This is a genomic window from Agromyces sp. GXS1127, assembly GCF_050565425.1.
GTDB lineage: Bacteria > Actinomycetota > Actinomycetes > Actinomycetales > Microbacteriaceae > Agromyces.
Map to the genome: position 1 here is coordinate 234,355 of NZ_JBOCIG010000005.1, position 20,822 is coordinate 255,176.

22 protein-coding genes are annotated in these 20,822 nt (G+C 73.6%); 16 read left to right on the plus strand and 6 right to left on the minus strand.

Features of this window, described 5'->3' with window-relative positions; all coding sequences use genetic code 11:
• The first annotated feature begins 74 nt into the window (after positions 1-74).
• Positions 75-2,204, plus strand: coding sequence for a multicopper oxidase family protein (locus tag ACQ393_RS11340; RefSeq protein ID WP_430646930.1), 2,130 nt, complete (start codon positions 75-77; stop codon positions 2,202-2,204).
• A gap of 56 nt (positions 2,205-2,260) precedes the next feature.
• On the opposite strand, the gene ACQ393_RS11345 is transcribed toward ACQ393_RS11340, so the two are convergent.
• The 3 genes from ACQ393_RS11345 to ACQ393_RS11355 all read right to left on the minus strand — a co-directional run bounded on the left by ACQ393_RS11345 (position 2,261) and on the right by ACQ393_RS11355 (position 5,121).
• On the minus strand, positions 2,261-3,808 hold the full coding sequence (locus ACQ393_RS11345; protein WP_430646931.1) for an alpha/beta fold hydrolase: 1,548 nt from the start codon (positions 3,806-3,808) through the stop codon (positions 2,261-2,263).
• 109 nt (positions 3,809-3,917) lie between these two features.
• On the minus strand, positions 3,918-4,322 hold the full coding sequence (locus ACQ393_RS11350) for an NUDIX hydrolase (RefSeq protein ID WP_430646932.1): 405 nt from the start codon (positions 4,320-4,322) through the stop codon (positions 3,918-3,920).
• 22 nt (positions 4,323-4,344) lie between these two features.
• On the minus strand, positions 4,345-5,121 hold the full coding sequence (locus tag ACQ393_RS11355; protein WP_430646933.1) for a polysaccharide deacetylase family protein: 777 nt from the start codon (positions 5,119-5,121) through the stop codon (positions 4,345-4,347).
• Positions 5,122-5,287: 166 nt separating this feature from the next.
• Between ACQ393_RS11355 and ACQ393_RS11360 the strand changes: the two genes are divergently transcribed.
• The 7 genes from ACQ393_RS11360 (at position 5,288) to ACQ393_RS11390 (ending at position 11,877) form a co-directional block, all read left to right on the plus strand.
• Complete coding sequence (locus ACQ393_RS11360; RefSeq protein ID WP_430646934.1) at positions 5,288-6,673, plus strand: glycine--tRNA ligase; 1,386 nt, start codon at positions 5,288-5,290, stop codon at positions 6,671-6,673.
• A gap of 167 nt (positions 6,674-6,840) precedes the next feature.
• A complete protein-coding gene (locus ACQ393_RS11365) occupies positions 6,841-7,488 on the plus strand; it encodes a hypothetical protein (RefSeq protein ID WP_430646935.1) in 648 nt (215 codons plus the stop codon).
• An 87-nt stretch (positions 7,489-7,575) separates the two neighbouring features.
• Positions 7,576-8,106 carry a thioredoxin family protein gene (locus tag ACQ393_RS11370; RefSeq protein WP_430646936.1) on the plus strand — a complete coding sequence of 177 codons (531 nt, stop codon included), beginning with the start codon at positions 7,576-7,578 and terminating at the stop codon, positions 8,104-8,106.
• 16 nt (positions 8,107-8,122) lie between these two features.
• Positions 8,123-8,863: a cytochrome c biogenesis CcdA family protein gene (locus ACQ393_RS11375; RefSeq protein ID WP_430646937.1), complete on the plus strand. Its 741-nt coding sequence runs from the start codon at positions 8,123-8,125 to the stop codon at positions 8,861-8,863.
• Complete coding sequence (locus ACQ393_RS11380) at positions 8,853-9,638, plus strand: response regulator transcription factor (RefSeq protein WP_430646938.1); 786 nt, start codon at positions 8,853-8,855, stop codon at positions 9,636-9,638. The genes ACQ393_RS11375 and ACQ393_RS11380 overlap by 11 nt, the downstream gene beginning before the upstream one ends.
• Positions 9,635-10,771 (plus strand): sensor histidine kinase, encoded by a 1,137-nt coding sequence (locus ACQ393_RS11385; protein ID WP_430646939.1) that lies wholly within the window; start codon positions 9,635-9,637, stop codon positions 10,769-10,771. The genes ACQ393_RS11380 and ACQ393_RS11385 overlap by 4 nt, the downstream gene beginning before the upstream one ends.
• An 83-nt stretch (positions 10,772-10,854) precedes the next feature.
• Positions 10,855-11,877 (plus strand): DUF4190 domain-containing protein, encoded by a 1,023-nt coding sequence (locus ACQ393_RS11390; RefSeq protein ID WP_430646940.1) that lies wholly within the window; start codon positions 10,855-10,857, stop codon positions 11,875-11,877.
• On the opposite strand, the gene ACQ393_RS11395 is transcribed toward ACQ393_RS11390, so the two are convergent.
• Entirely contained in the window at positions 11,874-12,533 is a 660-nt protein-coding gene (locus tag ACQ393_RS11395; RefSeq protein ID WP_430646941.1) for a GNAT family N-acetyltransferase, read from the minus strand. The two genes, ACQ393_RS11390 and ACQ393_RS11395, sit on opposite strands and share 4 nt — an antisense overlap.
• Before the next feature lie 43 nt (positions 12,534-12,576).
• On the opposite strand from ACQ393_RS11395, the gene ACQ393_RS11400 reads away from it, so the two are divergent.
• Both ACQ393_RS11400 and ACQ393_RS11405 read left to right on the plus strand, forming a co-directional pair.
• Positions 12,577-13,158: a TetR/AcrR family transcriptional regulator gene (locus tag ACQ393_RS11400; protein WP_430646942.1), complete on the plus strand. Its 582-nt coding sequence runs from the start codon at positions 12,577-12,579 to the stop codon at positions 13,156-13,158.
• A gap of 78 nt (positions 13,159-13,236) precedes the next feature.
• The gene (locus ACQ393_RS11405; RefSeq protein WP_430646944.1) at positions 13,237-13,599 is read left to right on the plus strand and encodes a hypothetical protein; all 363 of its coding nucleotides are present in this window, start codon (positions 13,237-13,239) and stop codon (positions 13,597-13,599) included.
• A gap of 74 nt (positions 13,600-13,673) precedes the next feature.
• Here the strand turns inward: ACQ393_RS11405 and ACQ393_RS11410 are convergent, their stop codons facing one another.
• Both ACQ393_RS11410 and ACQ393_RS11415 read right to left on the minus strand, forming a co-directional pair.
• Positions 13,674-15,092 carry a glutamyl-tRNA reductase gene (locus tag ACQ393_RS11410; RefSeq protein WP_430646945.1) on the minus strand — a complete coding sequence of 473 codons (1,419 nt, stop codon included), beginning with the start codon at positions 15,090-15,092 and terminating at the stop codon, positions 13,674-13,676.
• A 93-nt stretch (positions 15,093-15,185) separates the two neighbouring features.
• On the minus strand, positions 15,186-15,902 hold the full coding sequence (locus tag ACQ393_RS11415; RefSeq protein WP_430646946.1) for a hypothetical protein: 717 nt from the start codon (positions 15,900-15,902) through the stop codon (positions 15,186-15,188).
• A gap of 197 nt (positions 15,903-16,099) precedes the next feature.
• Here ACQ393_RS11415 and hemE point away from each other — a divergent pair, with 197 nt between their 5' ends.
• The 6 genes from hemE (at position 16,100) to ACQ393_RS11445 (ending at position 20,732) form a co-directional block, all read left to right on the plus strand.
• On the plus strand, positions 16,100-17,260 hold the full coding sequence (gene hemE, locus ACQ393_RS11420) for a uroporphyrinogen decarboxylase (RefSeq protein WP_430646947.1): 1,161 nt from the start codon (positions 16,100-16,102) through the stop codon (positions 17,258-17,260).
• Positions 17,257-18,807, plus strand: a complete 1,551-nt coding sequence (locus tag ACQ393_RS11425; protein WP_430646948.1) for a protoporphyrinogen/coproporphyrinogen oxidase — start codon at positions 17,257-17,259, stop codon at positions 18,805-18,807. Before hemE ends, ACQ393_RS11425 begins: the two co-directional genes overlap by 4 nt.
• A 113-nt stretch (positions 18,808-18,920) precedes the next feature.
• On the plus strand, positions 18,921-19,358 hold the full coding sequence (locus tag ACQ393_RS11430; RefSeq protein ID WP_430646949.1) for a YtxH domain-containing protein: 438 nt from the start codon (positions 18,921-18,923) through the stop codon (positions 19,356-19,358).
• A 22-nt stretch (positions 19,359-19,380) separates the two neighbouring features.
• Positions 19,381-19,785: a phage holin family protein gene (locus ACQ393_RS11435; RefSeq protein ID WP_430646950.1), complete on the plus strand. Its 405-nt coding sequence runs from the start codon at positions 19,381-19,383 to the stop codon at positions 19,783-19,785.
• Positions 19,772-20,065, plus strand: coding sequence for a DUF3618 domain-containing protein (locus ACQ393_RS11440; RefSeq protein WP_430646951.1), 294 nt, complete (start codon positions 19,772-19,774; stop codon positions 20,063-20,065). The genes ACQ393_RS11435 and ACQ393_RS11440 overlap by 14 nt, the downstream gene beginning before the upstream one ends.
• Positions 20,046-20,732, plus strand: coding sequence for a GntR family transcriptional regulator (locus tag ACQ393_RS11445; RefSeq protein WP_430646952.1), 687 nt, complete (start codon positions 20,046-20,048; stop codon positions 20,730-20,732). Before ACQ393_RS11440 ends, ACQ393_RS11445 begins: the two co-directional genes overlap by 20 nt.
• The last annotated feature ends 90 nt before the right edge of the window (positions 20,733-20,822 follow it).

Genomic DNA, 20,822 nt, shown 5'->3' on the forward strand with positions numbered 1-20,822 from the left:
TGAGGACGACTCGACTCACGACGCCGTCGCCGCCCTGCCGCCCCCGCCCCGGCTCGAACCCGAGGGGGAGCACGATGCCGGACGAGACGCCCGCCGGGCGACCCATCAGCCGACGCACGTTCATCGCCGCCGCAGGAGCGGCCGGCGCCGGCTTCATGCTGTACGCGATGCTGCCGGGCGGCGAACACGTCGCGCTCGCCGAGGTCCCGGGCGGCACGCTCCCGCCCGGCGACGTGCCGAAGTTCGTCACGCCCCTGCTCGTCCCGCCCGTCATGCCCAGGGCCGGCACGATCACCCGCAAGGGCGGCAAGCCCGCGGACTACTACGAGATCTCGGTGCGGCAGTTCTCCCAGCAGATCCTGCCCGCCGGCCTCCCGTCGACGACCGTCTGGGGCTACGGCCCGGTCGCCTCGGCGGGCCGGAGGGGCCTGCTCCTCCACAACGCGCCGTCCCTCACCATCGAGACGAAGTGGGGGCGACCGGTCCGGGTGAAGTGGATCAACGACCTCGTCGCCGCCGACGGCTCCGCCCTGCCCCACCTCCTGCCCGTCGACCCGACGCTGCACTGGGCGAACCCTCCGGGCGGCGAGGCCGGCCGCGACAGCCGCCCGACCTTCACGGACGGCGCGCCGGGCGCCTACACCGGGCCCGTCCCGCTCGTCACGCACCTGCACGGCGCGGTCGGCGTCGGCGACGAGAGCGACGGCTACGCCGAGGCCTGGTTCCTGCCGGACGCCGTCGACATCCCGGAGGAGTACGCCACGCACGGCACCTGGTACGAGTTCTTCGCGGCCAAGGCGTCCGCCGCGTTCGGCGCGAGCTGGGGCCCCGGCTATGCCGTCTCCGAGTACCCGAACGACCAGCGCGAGTCGACGCTCTGGTACCACGACCACGCGCTCGGGATGACCCGGCTCAACGTGTACGCGGGCCCGGCCGGGTTCTTCATCGTCCGCGGCGGTCCGGACGGCGAGAAGGCGGTGCGCGACGCCCGCACCGGGGCACCCGCCGTGCTTCCGTCGCCCGCGCCGATGGAGGGCGACCGGTTCCCCTCGAACAAGACCTACTTCGAGATCCCGATCGCGGTGCAGGACCGCTCGTTCGAACTCGACGGCTCGCTCTTCTACCCCGACACCCGCGAGTTCTTCGACGGCATCGCCGGCCCCTTCATCCCCGCCGGGGACTTCTCGCCGATCTGGCAACCCGAGTTCTTCGGGAACATGATCATGGTGAACGGCAGCACCTGGCCGTTCCACGACGTGCAGCAGCGCCGTTACCGCCTGCGATTCCTGAACGGCTGCCAGTCGCGGTTCCTGATCCTCGACTTCAGCGCGATCCCCGGCGTGGAGGTCTGGCAGATCGGCAACGAGGGCGGGTTCCTCGCCGCGCCCGTGAACCTGACCGCCGACCACGGCGATCGGATGCTGCTGGCCCCCGCCGAGCGTGCCGACGTCATCGTCGACTTCACGGACGTTCCCGTGGGCACCTACGTGCTCATGAACGTCGGCCCCGACGAGCCGTTCGGCGGCGGCGAGCCCGACCAGGACTTCGACGCGGCCGATCCCGACTCGACCGGGAAGGTCATGGCGTTCGTGGTCGGGCCCGCCCGGGCCCCGGACCCGACGACCCCGCCGCGGCACCTCGTGCTGCCGCCGATCGCGCCGCTGCCCGCGGAGTCCGTGGTGCGGCCCCTCGCCCTCATCGAGAGGATGGGCGAAGGCGTCGACGCCGCCGGCGAGCCGGTCGAGGGGCCCGTCGAGGCGCTGCTCGGCGAGGTTCGCGACGGGGTCTGGGTCGAGCGGCTCTGGGCCGATGAGGTGACCGAGAACCCGTCCGTCGGCGCGACCGAAGTCTGGGAGTTCGTCAACACCACCGGCGACGCGCACCCGATGCACGTCCACGAGGTCGTGTTCGAGGTGGTCGACCGACAGGGTCTCGCGCTCGACGGCGACGGCGAGGTCGCGGTGCCGGTCCGGCCGCTCGGCGACCCGCGGCCGCCCGAACCCTGGGAGACGGGCGTCAAGGACACGGTCATCGCCTACCCCGGCGAGGTCACCCGCGTCAGGGCGACGTTCGCGAACCCCGGCCAGTACGTCTGGCACTGCCACATCGTCGAGCACGAGGACAATGAGATGATGCGCCCGTTCCGGATCGGGCCCGTCCAGCCCGGCCAGCCGATGCCCGAGGGCCACGGCGCGCACGGATGAGGGGCCCGGCGCCGCGAGCCGCCGGAGGGTGAGGGAGTGGCCTGCGCTGCTCCGGGTCAGCCTCGGGCGGCGTCGGTCGCCCGGCCGCGGACGTCGCCGACGAGCAGCCGCACGCCTTCGATCACCGCACGGTGCGTCTCGGTGGCGCCGAGCACCCGGAAGTGCCCGGAGACGGGCACGCGGATGTTCGTCGCGCCCTCGAGCATGCTCCCGTCGGGGATGTGCGGATCGTACGGTCCGAACACCGAGACGATGCGGGCGTTGACGGATGCCGCGCGCGCCAGCAGCACGATGGTCTCGTCGCTCGGCAGCAGCGCGCGAACGCTCGGGTCGAGGATGAGCCGCGCCATGCGCGAGCCCGCGAACGGGGTCGCGACGGCGACGAGGCCGAGGACGCCCGACGCGCCGTCCGAGGCGTGCGCGCCGGCGCCGGCCGCTGCGGCATCCGCCCCCGAGACCAGCAGCTGCTTGGCGACCAGGCCGCCCTTGCTGTGCGCGACGATCACCCGGCCGGCGGCCGTCGCCGGGCGGCGCTCGATCGCCCGGCCGAGCCTCCGCGCCGTGTCGGCGATCCCGCGCCGGTTCGTGCCCATGCCGTGCACGACGCGCACCCGGTGGCCCGAGCCGTTCAGCGCGTCGCCGAGCGGCCGCAGGAACGACCAGTGCTCGTAGATGCCGGGCAGGAGCAGCACCTCCGGCAGGTCGTCGCGGCCGCGGCGCCAGCGTGCCGGCGGGTTCCAGCCCTCGACGACGATCGCGAGCTGCCGGATGCCGGCGTACACGTAGTCGCGCGCCCACCACCATCCGCGCGCGATCGCCGAGAGCTCCTGCGGCTCCGAGACCCGCTGCACGTCGTGCCCGACGTGCTCCCCGCGCGCATGCCGGACGATCAGGTCGGCGACCCGCTCGCCTGCCGTGACCATGGTCTCGTGGCCGCGATCGGGGATCTCGACGTAGCGGCCGCGGGGCAGCATCCGTGCGACCTGCTCGGCCCACGCGCGCGGCGCGAGCCGGTCGTGCTCGCCCCGGACCACGAGCGCGGGCATCGCGACGTCCGGGAGCACGAGCTCGATGCGGTGGTCGAGCATGCGTCGCAGCTTGCGGAAGTACCAGCGCGGCCCGGCCTGAAGGTACGACCGGATGCCGAGGGCGACCACCTTCGGGCGCGTGAGCGACGGGTCCTCGAGCAGCCGCAGGCCCTGCATGACGGCGGAGCGCTCGCGCGGATTCACGGTCGGCGCGATGAGCACGACGGATGCCACCAGCTCGGGCCGCTGCGCCGCCGCCTCCGCCACGATCTGCGTTCCCATCGAGTGCCCGACGAGCACGACCGGTTCGCCGCCGCACTCGGCCTCGACCAACTCGGCGAGCTGGGCCCCCGACGCCGCGATCGTCGGCGTCTCCGGCGGTTCCGGTGCATCGCCGAAGCCCGGCAGGTCGAGGGCGAGCACCCGGCCGTCCCGCGCGAGCTCGTCCGCGAGGTCGGACCAGTAGCGGTGACCCATGCCGATGCCGTGCACGAGCACGTACGTCGGGCGGCCTGCGCCCGACTCGGTGATCACCGTGACCTCGTCCCCGCGTCGGAACTCGCGTGTCCGCGACATCCGCACCCCCTCCCGGCCGATCACTCGATCATGCCGGATGCGCCTCGGGGTCGCCCGAGGGGTTGCGCGGGCGTTGCGCCGCCCCCGTGCGCCCCGCGGGAGCGGGGCATCAGTCGATGAGGTCGGATGCCGCGAGCCGCCGCAGCACGTCGCGACCCGCCGGCGGGCATCGGTCGGCGTCGGCGGTACCCACCCAGTGGATCGCGCCGACCTCGTTCGAGGGCACGGGCGCGCCATCCGTCTCGGCGAGGAAGACGTGCATGCGGACGAATCGGCCCTCCTCCTGCCCGTGCGCGAGCGCGCGGACGGTGAACGCCTCGACGAGCTGCGCCGGGTCGAGCACGAGCCCGACCTCCTCGAGCGCCTCGCGCGCCGCGGCCTCGGCGGGCGTCTCGCCCGGGTCGAGCTTGCCGCCGGGCATGTAGTGCACCTCGCGACCGCGGGCCGTGACCATGAGGACGCGCCGGTCGCGCACGAGCGCGACGGCGGCGACGTGCAGGTCGGGGAGCGGCATCCGTCAAGCCTACGGACCGCGACTAGGGATGCTGCTCCGACGTGAACACGTCGTTCAGCGTGACCGTGGCGAGTCCGCGCTCGTCCAGGATCTCCTTCAGGCGCGGCAGCACGTGGACCACCGGGTCGTGGTTGAGGTGCCCGATGACGATGCGCCCCGCGCCGAACCACTCGTCGGCGAGGTCGATGATCTGCTGCTGGCCGAGCTCGCCGGAGTCGCCGAGCGAGCCGTACCAGAGGGTCGGCACGGTGTAGCCGATCGCGGCGGCCGCGGCATCGACCCTGGCGTCGTGCAGGCCGTACGGCGGCCGGAAGTACGGACGGGCGTCGACGCCGTACACCGACTGCAGGTAGTCGTGGTTGTGCTGCAGCTGCCACTGGATCTCGGCGCCGCTCAGGGTGGTCAGGTCGGGATGCGACCACGTGTGGTTCGCGAGCTGGATCTGGCCGCGCTCGACGAGTGGACGGAGCGCCTCGGCGTTGTCGTCCCACGACGGGTAGGTGCCGTTCACGAAGTAGGTCAGGCGGATGCCGTTCGCCGCGGCGAACGCGGTGTAGGCGCCGACCACGGCCGAGTCGGTCCCGTCGTCGACCGTCCAGGCCATGACCGGCCCCGAATCGGCGGGGAGTGCGGTCAGCGCGCCGGCCGGGACCTCGACCCGTGCGAGCTCCGGCGCCGGGAACTCCTCGACCGCCGCCCGCTCATCCTCGGCCGCCTGCCGGTCGCCGACGACGCGGCCGACGGCGAGCACGCCGACCACGGCCACGCCGGTGAGGAACACGCGTCGGGTGAAGCCCATGCGACCCTCCCTCCCCGGCCGTTGTACACCGGCGGGCGCCCCGCGGCCGTGCGCGGCGCCAGTGCGGCGCGAAGCCGCGGCATCCGTCGCCCTGCACATTTCGTAGGATGGACAGCGACTTCGCGGGCGACTCGCCCGATTCCCTTCCTGGACCATTGGAGCCACCGTGGCCGCACCCACCCGTCTCGATTCCGTCATCACGCTCGCCCAGCACCGGGGCTTCGTCTTCCAGGCGGGTGAGATCTACGGCGGATCCCGATCCGCGTGGGACTACGGCCCCCTCGGCGTCGAGCTGAAGGAGAACATCAAGCGGCAGTGGTGGCGGTCGATGGTGCAGGGCCGCGACGACGTCGTCGGCCTCGACTCCAGCGTCATCCTGCCCAAGCAGGTCTGGGAGGCGTCCGGCCACGTCGAGGTCTTCAGCGACCCGCTCATCGAGTGCCTGCACTGCCACAAGCGCTTCCGGGAGGACCACCTCGTCGAGGCCTACGAGGCGAAGAAGGGCCGTGAGCCCGAGAACGGCCTGCTCGACATCGTCTGCCCGAACTGCGGCACGCGCGGCCAGTGGACCGAGCCCCGTGCGTTCTCGGGCCTGCTCAAGACGTTCCTCGGCGTCGTCGACGACGAGTCGGGCCTGCACTACCTCCGGCCCGAGACCGCGCAGGGCATCTTCGTGAACTTCGGCAACGTGCTGCAGGCGGCCCGCATGAAGCCGCCGTTCGGCATCGGCCAGATCGGCAAGTCGTTCCGCAACGAGATCACGCCCGGCAACTTCATCTTCCGCACGCGCGAGTTCGAGCAGATGGAGATGGAGTTCTTCGTCGAGCCCGGCAGCGACGAGGAATGGCACCAGTACTGGATCGACACGCGCTTCCAGTGGTACGTCGACCTGGGTATCGACCCCGAGAACCTGCGCCTGTTCGAGCACCCGAAGGACAAGCTCAGCCACTACTCCAAGCGCACGGTCGACATCGAGTACCGCTTCGGCTTCACGGGCGGCGAGTGGGGCGAGCTCGAGGGCGTCGCCAACCGCACCGACTTCGACCTGTCGACGCACGCGAAGCACTCCGGCAAGGACCTGTCGTTCTTCGACCAGCAGAAGAACGAGCGGTGGACCCCGTACGTCATCGAGCCCGCGGCGGGCCTGACCCGCTCGCTCATGGCGTTCCTCGTCGACGCGTACCACGTGGAGGAGGTGCCGAATGCGAAGGGCGGCGTCGACACCCGCACGGTGCTGAAGCTCGACCCGCGCCTCGCGCCGGTCAAGGCCGCGGTGCTGCCGCTCTCGCGCAACGAGAAGCTCTCGCCGCTCGCCCGTGAGGTCGCCGCGACCCTCCGCAAGCACTGGAACGTCGACTTCGACGACGCCGGCGCGATCGGCCGCCGCTACCGCCGACAGGACGAGATCGGCACGCCGTTCGCGATCACGGTCGACTTCGACTCGCTCGACGACCAGGCCGTGACCGTGCGCGACCGCGACACGATGGGCCAGGAGCGCGTGCCGCTCGCCGAGCTCGAGGGGTACCTCGCCGCGCGCCTCATCGGCGCCTGAGCCGCGCCGCGCGCTCGCACGCAGCGCGCCGCCGCGCCGCCGCGCCGCGGCGCAGCGCGCCGCCGCGCGTTCGTCGAGAAGTCGCGGATGGCGGGTCCGACCGTGCATCTGCGACCGTTCGGGCGAGCGGATGCCGCGGGGCGGGCCACGTCGATAGGGTGAGCCGCATGCGCGCGAGCTTCGGTGGGTTCTTCGACGTGGATCCGCCGGAGCCCGGCCCCGAGCCCGAGGTGCCGCCCATGCCGGAATGGCTGCAGCCGCCGCAGCACGAGCTGCCCGGTCGGGCGGCGCGCGACGAGGTGCCCCATCGCGACGACGCCACGGTGCTGATCCTCGGTGAGCTCGCCGCATATTCGTCCGGGCTGCGGCTGACGATGCGGTGGGTGCACCGGCGCACCGTCGAGAGCCCGCGCGAGTGGGAGCGACGCATGATGGAGCGCCACGCGTGGTTCCCCGCGCGGTTCCCCGAGCCCGACGGCATGCACGTCGGCGTGCGGCTCGCCGACGGCACGCGCCTGCTGCCGATCGACCACCAGCAGGTCGCGCACGTCGACGGCGACCTCGCGCCGCCCACGCTGCAGGTGCTCGGCGGCGGTGGCGGCGGTGGACACGACCGATACGACGTGAACGTCGAGCTCTGGCTGTGGACCGGAGCGCCGATGCGCGACGGCTTCGACCTCGTGCTCTCGTGGCCCGAACACGGCGTCGCCGAACTGGGCCACCACGTGCCATCCGCCGACCTCGCCGCACTGCCCGCCGCCCGACCGCTCTGGGATGACGGCCCTCCTGGTCGGGGCGCCGTCAGCGTTCCGTAATCCCATGGGCCCACCTGCAGCGCCTCGCCGCGCCTACCGTGGAATGCAGCGGGCGGATGTCGCCCGCGCACGAGACGAGGACGCCCGATGCCTGCACGATCCGCACGAACCTCCGGCGCCGCCGCAGCCGCCCTGCTCGTCGCGGCCATCGCGCTGACGGGATGCGCCGCGACCGGCACGGCCGGCGAGAGCGACGCGCCCGCGCCCGGATCGGCGGCGAGTACGCCGGAGTCGACCCCCGACGCCGGCGCGACGCCCGAGGCAACCGCCGCCGACGAGACGGGCACCGACCTCGCGGAGGAGGCCCCGGCCGAGGGCGCCTACCTCGACTACACCGACGGCGCGATCGAGGCGACGGCCGGAGCGAAGGCGCTGTTCTTCCACGCGAGCTGGTGCCCGAAGTGCCGCGCGCTCGACGAGGACCTGAGGTCCGAGGGCGCGCCCGACGGGCTCACCGTCTTCAAGGTCGACTACGACTCGCGCACCGACCTGCGCCAGCAGTACGGCGTGACGATCCAGACGACGATCGTGTTCGTCGACGACGCGGGCGAGAAGATCTCGAGCGTCGTGCTCTACGAGGACCCGTCGGTCGAGTCGCTCGTCGCCGCGATGCCGTGACCCGCGGAGCCGCCGCATGACCGCCTCGCTCACCCTCGCCCTCGCCGCGGGCGTCCTCACCGTCGCCGCGCCCTGCGTGCTGCCGCTCCTCCCCGTCGTCGTGGGCGGGTCGATCGTCCGCGGCGGCGACGAGCGCCGCGCGCGCTGGCGCCCGTACCTGATCGCGGCGTCGCTCGCGGCATCCGTCGTCGTCTTCACGCTGCTGCTGAAGGCGACCACCGCGCTGCTCGGCATCCCGCCGCAGGTGTGGCAGGTGATCGCGGGCGGCATCGTGATCCTGCTCGGCGTCGACCTGCTGTTCCCGCAGCTGTGGGACCGCCTGTCGACGGCGCTCGGGCTGCAGGCGCGCAGCGGCGAGCTGCTCGACCGGTCGGTGCGGCGGCAGAGCGTCGGCGGCGACATCCTCACGGGCGCGGCGCTCGGGCCGGTGTTCTCGAGCTGCAGCCCGACGTACGCGCTCATCGTCGCCGCGGTGCTGCCGGTCTCGTTCGGCGAGGGCGTGCTCTACGTCGTGGCCTACGCGGTCGGGCTCGCCGGCATGCTGCTGCTCATCGCGCTCCTCGGCCGGACGCTCGTGCGCCGGCTCGGGTGGCTCGCGAACCCCGACGGATGGTTCCGGCGCACGATCGGCGTGGTCTTCATCATCGTCGGCGTCGTGGTCGTGACCGGGTTCGACAAGACGCTGCAGACGTGGATCCTCGACGCGGGGTTGTACGATCCGATCGCACGCCTCGAGGAGGTGATCGGTGCCGGCTGACGCGGACCTGCTGCTCGACGGGCGTCTCGTGCTGCTCGTCGACGACGACCCGACCGTGCTCGAGGTGTGCCGCGCGTACCTCGAGTCGGCGGGCTTCCGCGTGCAGGAGGCGGCCGACGCGTTCGTCGCCCTCGACCGGATCGCGGCCGAGCGCCCCGACCTCGTCGTGCTCGACCGGATGCTGCCCGGCGTCGACGGCATCGAGGTGTGCCGCCGCATCCGCGCGCACTCGCAGGTCCCGGTCATCATGCTCACGGCGCTCGGCGGCGAGGACGACCGCATCGCGGGCCTCGAGGCCGGCGTCGACGACTACCTCGCGAAGCCGTTCTCGCCGCGCGAGCTGACGCTCCGCGTGCAGTCGGTGCTGCGCCGGGCCCTCGCCGTCGAGGCGGCGGGCGCGGCGGTCGCGGGCTCCGAGACCGCGGTGATCTCGCGCGGGCCGCTCCGTATCGACACCGCCGCGCACACCGTCTCGCTCGACGGCCGGAGCCTGTCGCTCACGCAGCGCGAGTTCGAGCTGCTCGCCTTCCTCGCCCGCCGGCCGGGCACCGTATTCTCACGCGAGGACCTGCTGCAGGGCGTGTGGGGCTGGAGCCACGGCGACCTCTCGACGGTCACCGTGCACGTGCGCCGGCTGCGTGAGAAGATCGAGGCGGATGCCGCGAGCCCGCGCCTGCTCGTCACGGTCTGGGGCTACGGCTACCGCTTCGACGCCCCGGGCGCCGCGGGCGGGCCGGATACCTCCGGCACGCCGGGCACGGAGGCGACTCCGTGAGCGGCACCGACCTCCTCCTCGTCGTCGCCGTCTCGGCGGCGATCGCCGCCGCGGTGGGCTTCGCGGCGTGGCTGCTGCTGCGCCGGTTCGCGTGGGCGCCCATCGTGGTGCACCTCGTCACGGTCGTCGTCGCCGCCGTGGCGTCCGTCGTCGGGGGGGTGCTCGTCGCGACGCAGGCGATGTACCTCTCCGACCACGACGCGCAGATCGCACTCGCGATCGCCGTCACGAGCGGGGTGGTCGCGATCCTCACCGCGTCGATCCTCGGCGCGGAGATCGCGCGCGCTGCCCGTGTCCTGCGGTCCGCCGCCGAAGACCTCGGCCGCGGGATCCCGGTCGAATCGCGCCCGCTGCCGATCGGCGAGTTCCGGGCCGTGCTCGACGAGCTCGCGGCATCCGACGCCCGCATCCGCGCCGCGCGCGAGGAGGTCGAACGCCAGGAGCAGGCGCGCCGCGAGCTCGTGACGCGCGTCGCGCACGACCTGCGCGTGCCGCTCGCCGGCATCCGCGCGCAGGCCGAGGCACTGCAGGACGGGCTCGCGCCCGACCCGGACCGCTACCTCGCCCGGATCGCGTCGCAGGTCGACCGGCTCGACGCGCTCGTCGCCGACCTGTTCGCGGTCTCGCAGATCGACGCGGGCACGCTGCACCTGCGCACCGAGCGGCTGTCGCTGGCGGATGTCGCGAGCGACGCCGTCGCGGAGCTGCGCGGCCTCGCCGACGGTGCGGGCGTGCGGCTCGTCCTCGTCGTCTCGCCGGACGCGTCGACCACGGTCGAGGGCGACGCGCTGCAGCTCGGACGCGCGGTCGCGAACCTGCTCGCGAACGCGCTCCAGCACACCCCGTCGGGTGGGAGCATCGCGGTCACGGTCGACGGGGAGGGCGACGTGGTGCGCCTCGCGGTCGCCGACAGCGGCCCGGGCTTCGCGGAGGACGACCTCGCGCACGCGTTCGAAGCCGGATGGCGCGGGTCGTCCGCGCGCTCCCCGCATCGGCTCGACGTGACGGGGGGCGCGGGGCTCGGGCTCGCGATCGTGCGCGGCATCGCCCGCGCGCACGGCGGCGACGCGTCGGCGTCGAACGCGCCGGAGGGCGGCGCGGTGCTCGCCGTCACGCTCCCGCGAGCCGGCTGACGCGCCTGCGGAGTCGTTGCCGCTCCCCACTCCGCCTGCCATCATGGCGCGGGAGCGCACGTCCGAGCATCCACGGGGGAATGATGACGAACGCATCCGGACCGAACCCGCCCGACGACGGCCGAACCGAGGTGCTCGACGCGCCGGGTCCCGAGCCGGAGGGGCGGCCCGAGCAGCGCAACGGCCTCGGCGTCGGGGCGCTCGTCGTCGGCATCGTCGCGGCCGTCGTCGCCGTGCTGGCGCTCGCGTGGGAGTGGGCCTGGATCGCGGCCGTCGTGCTCGCCGCGATCGGCCTCGTGCTCGGCATCGTGGGCCTGACGAAGGCGGACCGCTCGAAGGGCGTCGCGACCGCCGGCACGGTCGTCTCGGGTGCGGCCCTGGTGCTGGCGATCATCCTCGGCGTGCTGTACGGCACCGGCGCGCTGGGCACGACCGTGCAGCCGACCGCCTCGCCGACGCCGTCGGCGTCGCCCTCGACCACGCCGACCGAGACGCCGACGGCCGGCCCGACCGAGACGCCGACCGCGACGGTGCAGGAGTGGGCCGACCAGACCTGGGGCACGTTCACGAAGGTCGACGCGAGCGGCACGGGCGACGACGTCGTGGCGATCCCGGACGGGGTCGCGGGCGGGATCGTGACGGCCACGTTCGACGGCGACGGCGGAGCCGCGTTCACGCTGACCCTGCTCGACGCGTCGAACCAGCCCTCGGGCGACCCGCTCGTCGACGCGACCGACGACTACGAGGGCACGACCGCCTGGGGCGTGGCGGATGCCTCGTCGGCGCGCAGCGTGCAGGTGACGGCGAGCGGCTCGTGGACGCTCTCGATCGAGCAGATGTCCGCGGCGTCCGAGCTGCCGAACGCCGCGAACGGCGAGGACGACACGGTCTACCTCTACGGCCGCGGCGCGGCGACGCTCGCCGCGACCCATACCGGTGACGACGCCGAGGACCCGTTCGTCGTCGCCCAGCAGTCGCAGCAGGCGTTCGGAGGCGCGGCGCTCATCGACGTGACGGGTGCGTACGACGGTAGCGTGCCGCTCGCGGCCGGGCCCTCGGTCGTGGTCGTCCGGTCGACCGAGGACTGGACGCTCTCGGTCGGCTAGGCCGGATTCCCGGTGACGGCGCCGGCGCGCAGCGCGCGCCACTCGCGTCGCAGCATGCCGTACGAGGCCGTGTCCTGCCACTCGCCGTCGTTGTACTCCTCTTCGACGATGGTCGCCTCGCGCCGCATGCCGAGCCGCTCGCACAGGCCGGCGGATGCCGCGTTGCGGGCGTCCAGGTGCGCGACCACGCGATGCGCGGCGAGCCGTCCGAAGGCGAGGTCGAGCAGCACGTCGGCGCCCTCGGTCGCGAGGCCGCGCCCGTGGAAGTCGGGATGCATGACCCAGCCGATCTCGATGCACGCGTGCTCCACGCTCGAGAGCCGGACCATCAGGTCGCCGATGACGCGCCCGTCGAGCACCATCGCGAGGAAGATCGCGTCGCCGCCGGCGACGAGCCGGCGCATGCCGGCGCGCGCCTCGGTGTGCTCGCGGGCCTCGTCGCGTTCGCGCTCGGGCCAGGGGATGTAGCGGAGCACCTCGGGGAGGCGCTGGTACTCCCAGACGTCGTCGGCGTCGTACGCCGCGAGCGGCCGCAGCGTCATCCGCGCGGTCGTGAACGGCCGGTGCTCGACCTCGGCGACGTGGAACGGCAGGCGGAGGGACGGCGGGCCGGCGTCGGCCGCCTCGTCGGGCAGCGCGTGGAGGATGGCGGACATCGAACGGCAGCGTACCGCGCCCGCATGGGCGGATAATCGAGGGATGCCGAAGATCAGCGCACCGACCGTCGCGGAGCACCGCGCCGCGCAGCGGACGGCGCTGCTGCTCGCGACGCGCGAAGTGCTCGAGGCCGACGGGGTGGCGGCCGCGACGCCCGCTGCGGTGACCCGCCGCGCGAGCCTCTCCCGGTCCTCGTTCTACGAGTACTTCGCGTCACGTGACGACCTGCTCGTCGCCGTCGCCCTGCAGGTCTTCGACGAGTGGAACGCGGAGATCGCGGACGCGCTCGACGCCGCGGAGCCCGGGATGGGACGGTTGCGCGCCTACGTGGTCACGGCCCTGGCGATGACGGCCGACGGACACCATCGCATCGCGACCGTGCTCCGCGAGGCGGACCTGTCGCCGACGAGCCGCGACGACATGATGGCCGTGCACGACCGCCTGACCTCGCCCCTCGTCGGCGTGCTCGATGAGCTCGGCGTCGCGGACGCGCGGATCGTCGGCGCCTTCGTGCAGGGAGCCCTCGCGTCGGCGATGCAGCTCGTCGCGCACGGCGTTCCGGTCGACGCGGCCTCCAGTTCGTTGATCGGGATGCTCGAGCACGGCATCCGGCGAGACGGCTGAATTCGGAGCTCCCATCGTTTCCTGACATACTGTCGGTATGTTGCCGACGACCTGTCGGCATCACCCGATCGGAGCCCGATGGAAATCCTCAAGAACGTCATCCTCGCCGTGCACATCATCGGCGTCGCCAGCCTGCTCGGAGGGGTGCTCGTCGAGCTCGCCGCCCAGCGCTCCCGCACGGCGCGCATCATCCCCGCGATCGTCCACGGAGCGTGGACGATGCTCGTGACCGGCATCATCCTCGTCGGACTGCAGTACCCGCTCGGCCGCGAGCCCGACAACGTCAAGATCACGGTGAAGCTGCTGATCCTGATCGCGATCCTCGTGATCGTGCTGGTGAACCGCAAGCGCGAGACGCTCGCCCGGTGGGTCCTCCCCACGCTCGCCGTGCTGTCGATCGCGAACGTGGTCATCGCGACGGTCTGGCGCCAGTACGCGTAGCGACGCGACGAAGTGACGACGGGCTCGGCCGTTCACGGCCGGGCCCGTCGCGTTCCATCGGGCCGCGAGCGGGCTCAGCCCGCGGAGGATGCCGGGCGATCGTCGGCGATGCCGTCGGCCGTCGGGCCGACGCCCGCATCGGACGCCGAGGGCTGCGCCTCGGGCCGGATGCCGAAGATCGCCTCGAGCCCGTCGAGCCACGCCTGCTGCTCGCCCGCGCGCGCGTACTCGCGGGAGCGCACCATCGGGGTGTGCAGCAGGACGCCCGCCATGTGCCGCAGCGCGGCCTCGGTGCGGGCGTCGTCGTCGCCGCGCGAGCGGGCCCGCTCGATCTCGGCGTCGAGCACGTCGAACACGTGGCGGCGGAGGGCCACGACGGCGGGGGCGAGGTCGAGCTCCTCGGCGACGCGGCCGAAGTTCCGGGCGGCGCGGTCGACGATCTCCCGGGCCGCGTCGGTCGACCCGAACTCCTCGAGCGGCGCGTGGATCTTGATGGTCTCCAGGTCGAGCAGCTCGACGCCCGCGACGTCGACGACGTCGGGAGAGACGTTGCGCGGGAGCCCGAGGTCGATGACGAGCTGGCCGGGAGCATCGTCGGCTGCGGCATCCGTCGAGCTTGCGGCATCCGTCGGCGACTCGCGACCGGGAAGCAGCGCGACCGGTGCGCGGCCGTCGGCCACGGCCAGCTCGGCCCGGCCGAGCTCGAGCAGCGAGCGGTCGACCACGTGGTGCTCGACCGTCGTGCACGTCACGATGAGGTCGGCGCCCGCGGCGGCCATCGCGTAGTCGCCGTTCGAGACGGCCTCGATGCCGTGGTTCGCGGCGAAGCGGCTCGCGCGACCCGAGACGGAGTGCACGGCGACGTCGACCACGCCGCGGTCGCGGAGCGCGGCCAGCGACGCACCCGCGTACCGCCCGGTGCCGACGAGGAGCACCCGCACGGCCGACCAGTCCGTCACGCGGCTCTCGGCGAGGTCGAGCGCGAGGCGGACCAGGGAGCGGCCCTCGTGGCCGATGCCCGTGCGGTTCTTCACCTTTCGCGAGGTCTGCGAGGCGCGCTGGAAGAGCCGCTCGAGCTCGGCGGTCGTCGTGCCCTCGGCGCGGGCGCGCTCGAGCGACCGCCGCACCTGGCCGGCGATCTCGCCCTCGCCGACGACGACCGACTCGAGGCCCGCGGCGACGGAGAAGAGGTGACCGGCGACGGCGTTGCCGTGCACGAAGTCGAAGGTGCTGCGCAGCTCGTCGGTCGACAGGCCGGCCACGTCGCCGACGGCGAAGATCGCGTCGTGCACCGCCTCGACGGGCGAGTCCCCGTGCGGGATGTCGAGATCGAGGTACGCCTCGAAGCGGTTGCACGTCGACACGACGACGGCGCCCTGGACGGCGTCGTGCCCGTCGGTCAGCCTGGGTCCGGCGTGCTCGGAGGACGCCGAGAGACGTTCGAGCATGTCGAAGCCGGCGTTCTTGTGGCTCGCGGAGAGACAGATGAGCACCGCACGATTCTACCCGCCGTCGAAACCGGTCCGGACCGGCCACGTCACGATCCGCCGACGGGGACGAGCGTCGCCGTTCGGTGCCCGCCCGGCTCAGGCGGCCGGGCGATCCTGCCGGATGATCGGGATCGCCCCGGTGAGCGGCGGGAGCTCGAGGCCCTCGGCGGCGAGCGCCGCGCGGTGGCGCGCCTTCCACGCCCGCACCGTCGCGTAGAACGGCCCGTCGGTCAGCGCGTACCGACCCGGACGCGGATCGCTCAGCATCATCGGCAGCTCGATGCTCGAGCCGTCGCGGCGGATCCGAACGACCGCGACCGGCACGCTCGTGCTGCCGGCGACCGTCGAGTCGGCGCGGATGTTGCGCACCTCGCGCCACGGGAACGCGGCGACACGCCTCGGCCGGCGGCCCCCGCCCCAGAACGAGATGCCGTGGTCGTCGGCGACCACCGAGAAACGCCCGGGCAGTCGGGGGGCGCGACTGCCCGGGCGGGCCAGCTCCTCGAGGCGGGCGACGAGGTCGCGGTTCCGGATGCCGCGGCTCACGACGCCCGCGTGGACGGCGTCGAGCGCGCGGTGCCGGGCGCGTGCGCGAGCGGATGCCGCGCCGCGGACGATCGCCGAGACGAGGACGATGATGCCGGCGACGGCGGCGAGCCCGAGCGCGACCGGTGTGCCGGGCACGTCGGGGAGGGTCGGGACGACGCGGTCGACCTGTCGGCCGCCGAGCACGAGTCCGACGACGACGAGGGCCGCGAAGGCTGCGACGAGCACGATGAGTCCGGTGCGATGCCGCGTTGCGATGCTGGACACTGGGTCTTCTCCGTGGGTGGCGGAGGCGCGCGACGCGGGGGTGGTGCGGGCGCGTCGTCGTGCCGGGGACGCACGACGCGACCGACCCTAGCGGTGTGGGAGCGCGACCACCAGACCCGGTTCTCCGATCGGCCGACGATCGAGGGTCCGTCCGGCCGCTCCGACGGGGCCGCGGCCACAGTGCCCGTCCAGCCCCGATGGGAGAGGATGTCACGGTGAACCTCTCCCCGCAGCATCCGCTCGCCGCCGGCCTCACGCACGACTCGCGCCTGGTCCGCGCCTACCGGGGCCTCCGCAGCGATACGCTGCCGGTCTGGTTCATGCGGCAGGCCGGACGATCGCTGCCCGAGTACCGGGAGCTCCGCGTCGGCACGCGCATGCTCGACGCGTGCCTCGACCCGGCCATGGCCGCCGAGATCACGCTGCAGCCGGTGCGCAGGCACGGCGTCGACGCGGGCATCTTCTTCAGCGACATCGTCGTGCCCCTCAAGCTGGTCGGCGTCGACGTCGAGATCCAGCCCGGTCGCGGGCCCGTCTTCGGCCGTGCCTACGGCGATGCCGCGGCCGTCGCCGAACTCACCGCGATCGACCCCGCGCGGCTCGACGAGGCCGCCGGCCCGATCGACGAGGCCGTGCGGCGCACCGTCGCCGAGCTCGCGACGCTCACCGCGCCCGGCGCCCCGACCTCGACCCCGCTCATCGGGTTCGCGGGCGCGCCGTTCACGCTCGCGGCCTACCTCGCCGAGGGCGGGCCGTCGAAGGACCACCTCGCCGCGCGCACGCTCATGCACGCCGACCCGGGCGCGTGGCGCGCCCTCATGGACTGGACCGCCGAGCTCACCGGCCGGTTCCTCCGCACCCAGGTGCTCGCGGGAGCATCCGCCGCACAGCTCTTCGACTCGTGGGCGGGCGCGCTCTCGCTCGCCGACTACGAGGCGCACGTCGCCCCGGCCTCGGCGGCAGCGCTGACGCACGTGCACGACCTCACCTACGAGACGACGGATGCCTCCGGCTCCGCCGGCACCCACGCGGTCCCGGTCGTGCACTTCGGCGTCGGCACGGGCGAGCTGCTCGGCGCGATGAAGTCGGTCGGCGTCGACGTCGTCGGGGTCGACTACCGCGTGCCGCTCGACGTCGCCGCGCTCCGCGTCGGCGAAGGCGTGCCCCTGCAGGGCAACCTCGACCCGGCCCTGCTGGCCGCCCCGTGGCCGGTGCTCGAGGGCGCCGTGCGCGACGTGATCGCGCGCGGCCGCACGGCGCCGTCGCACGTGTTCAACCTCGGCCACGGGGTGCCCCCGGAGACCGACCCGACCGTGCTCACGCGCGTCGTCGAGCTCGTGCACGAGGCCGGACGATGACCGAGCCCGACGCGCGACCCGACCACCGCACCGCCGACGTGGTCGTGCTCGGCGGCGGCGTGGCCGGCCTCGTCGCCGCGCTCGAGTGCGCACGGCTCGGCCTCGGGGTGGTCGTGCTCGAGCAGGCCGAGCGCCCGGGCGGGTGCGTCGGTCGCATCGAGGTCGACGGCCTCGCGCTCGACTCGGGCGCCGAATCGTTCGCGACCCGCAACGACGCCGTCTCGAAGCTCGTCGAGCGCCTGGGCCTCGGCGACGCCGTGGAGTCGCCGAACCCGGCCGGGGCGTGGCTGGTGTGGGGCGACCGCGGCGCGACGCGCGCCGCACGGTTGCCCCGGACCGGCGTGCTCGGCATCCCCGCCAACCCGCTCGGGGAGGACGTGCGCGCGATCATCGGCTGGCGCGGCGCCTGGCGCGCCTGGCGCGATCGCATCACGCCGATCCTGAAGATCGGACGCGTCGAGCGGCTCGGCCCGCTCGTCCGGCAGCGGATGGGCGACGTCGTGCTCGACCGGCTCGTGACGCCGATCTCCGCCGGCGTCTACTCGACCGACCCCGACGACCTCGACGTCGACGTCGTCGCGCCCGGCCTCAACGAGGCCATGACCCGTGCCGGGTCGCTCTCGGGCGGGGTCGCACAGCTCGTCGAGGCGCGTCGCGCCGGCGGCGCGGTGCTCGGGCTGCAGGGCGGCATGCACACGCTCGTCGACGCGCTCACGACCGAACTCGCGCGCTTCGGCGCGGAAGTGCGGACCGGCGTGCGCGCGACCGCGCTCGAACGCCGGCCGGCCGAGGCCGACGCGGGCGCAACGGGGGCGTCAGGCTCCGGATCCGGCTGGCGGGCCCTCGGCGAGACGGTCGTCGCGCCCATCGCCGGCGCACAGGGGGAAACGCGGGACGCCGGCCCCGTGGCGTCCGTCACCATCGACGCGCGATTCGCCATCGTCGCTACGCCGGCGCACGTCTCGCGCGGGCTGCTCGCGGGCATCGCCGCCGAGCGCGCCCTCGACGAGGACTGGCCGGCCGCGGCATCCGTCGAACTCGTGACGCTGGTGCTCGACGCGCCCGAGCTCGACGCGGCCCCCCGCGGCACGGGCGTGCTCGTGGCCGCAGGTACGCCCGGCGTCGCCGCCAAGGCGCTCACGCACTCGAGCGCCAAGTGGCCGTGGCTGGCGGATGCCGCGGGCGGCCGCCACGTGGTCCGGCTCTCGTACGGCCGTGCCGGGGCCGCGAGCCCGCTCGAAGGCCTCGACGACGCGGCGGTCGCCGAACTGGCGCTGCGCGACGCATCCGTGCTGCTCGGGGTCGACCTCGACGCCTCGCAGCTGCGCGCCCACGGACGGTCCGCCTGGCGCGATGCGCTCTCGCAGGCCGCCGTCGGCCAGCGCGACCGCGTCCGTGCGCTCGAGGCGGCGCTCGACCACGAGGAGGGGCTCGCGCTGGCCGGGTCGTGGGTCGCCGGAACCGGACTCGCCTCGGTCGTGCCGCACGCGATCGAGGCCGCCGAGCGCATCCGGCGCCGGGCGCTCCGCATCGCGGAGGATGCATAGCCGGATCGGCATACGATCCGGCGGATCGCCCGGCAACCCCCTTGCGCCGCTTCACCCGGGGTCTACGCTGGAGTGACGCTGTCAGAAGAACCGCAGCGGGGGATGGGGTGCACATGAAGGGCAAGATCCTCTTCGTCGTCGGTCTCGGCGTGGGCTACGTGCTCGGCGCGAGAGCGGGACGGGAACGCTACGAACAGATCCGCCGTGCCGCCGAGGACGTCTGGAACAAGCCGGCCGTCCAGGACGGTGTGCAGACCGTGAAGGACTTCACGATGGCCCGCGTCGGCGACGTGGGCGACACCGTGCTCGACAACGCCAAGAAGCTGGTGCGTCAGGTGAGCGGGGGCGACGGGTCCGGATCGACCGGCTCCGGCTCGAGGTCGTCGAGCTCGTCATCGGGCTCGAAGTCGAGCGGCACGTCCGGATCGACGTCGACGAAGTCGGGCGGAACGGGCTCATCGGGCGCATCGTCCCGATCGGGCGGCGCGAAGTCCGGTTCCTCGGCGTCGAAGTCCTCGGGCTCCTCGGGCTCGTCCTCGTCCTCGTCCTGACGACCCGCGGAGGTGACATCCGATGGCCGCACCATTGAACGACGACCGGTCCCTGTTCACGCTGGTCGGTGAACTGCCCGACCAGATCCAGGCGCTCGTCAAGGCCGAGATCGACCAGATCAAGGCCGAGCTGAGCTACAAGGCCAAGCACTTCGGCATCGGCGCGGGGCTGGTGATCGCGGCGGCGTTCGTCGGCATCTTCCTGCTCGGCACGCTCATCGCGACCGGCATCCTCGCGCTCTCGCTCGTGATGCCGGGCTGGGCGGCCGCGTTGACGGTGTCCGGCGTCCTGCTGCTCATCATCGCGATCCTCGTCGGCATCGCGCTCGCGAACTTCCGCCGCGGCAGCGAGCCGCTGGAGACCATCGAGAGCGTGCGCAAGGACATCGACGCGATCACCGGAAGGGGCGACTATGACCAGCACTGACGTCGTCCGGCTCGACAAGAAGCAGCAGCGCAACCTGACGCGCCTCCAGGCCCACGACAACGCCCGCGCCGCCCGCGACCAGCTCGCCGGCACGCTCGGCGCGCTGGAGGAGAAGCTCAACGTGCCCAAGCGAGCGGCGCGTGCGACCGCGCGGGCGAAGCGCCGCATCCAGCGCTTCGCCGACGAGCAGCCAGGTGCGGCGCTCGCCGTGGCCGTCGGGGTCGTGGTCGCCGTCGGCGTCGGCGTCTGGCTCGTGGTGCGTGCCAACCTCGACGACTGACCCGGATCGCGTCGACGCCGCCCCGGCGTCGACCGCCGTCGAGCGCGTCACTGCGATGCTGCGCGACGAGATCCTGAGCGGTGCGCTGGCGCCGGGCACGCCGCTCCGCGAGGAGTCGGCGGCCGCGCGCCACGGCGTCTCCCGGCACACCGTGCGCGCCGCATTCCACCGCCTCGTGGCCGAGCGGCTCGCCGTCGCGGAACCGTACCGCGGCGTGCGCGTGACGAGCTTCGACGACCGCGAGATCATCGCGCTGCAGCAGCTGCGCGCGGCGCTCGAGGTCGAGGCGCTGCGCATCGCCTTCGCGCGGTTCGGCGGCACCCTCCCCGAGGAGGTCCTGGCCCCGGCCGCCGCGGCGTGCGACGCCATGGAGGCCGCCGCGGACGGCGGACCCGGCGGGGCGACGGATGCCGCGTGGCGGCGGATCGAGCGGTACCACGCCGACTACCACGCGGCGTTGGTCGCGGCATCCGACAGCCCCCGCATCATCGAGGCCCACACCGCGATCGGCAGCGAGCTGCTGCTCTTCGTCGCCCACGTCCGGCGGCACTACAACGTCGCCGACCTCGTCGAGGAGCACCGGCGACTGCTCGTCGAGCTCCCCGAGCGCGGGCCGGAGGCCATGCGCGCGCATCTCGAGCACTCCACCCGGCTGCTCACCGACTGATCGGGTCGCACGGGGCGCGCATCCCACCGTCCGTGCATGGGAATGAGGCCGATGCCGCCGCCCTCGGCGCCATCGGCCGGATCCTCATGC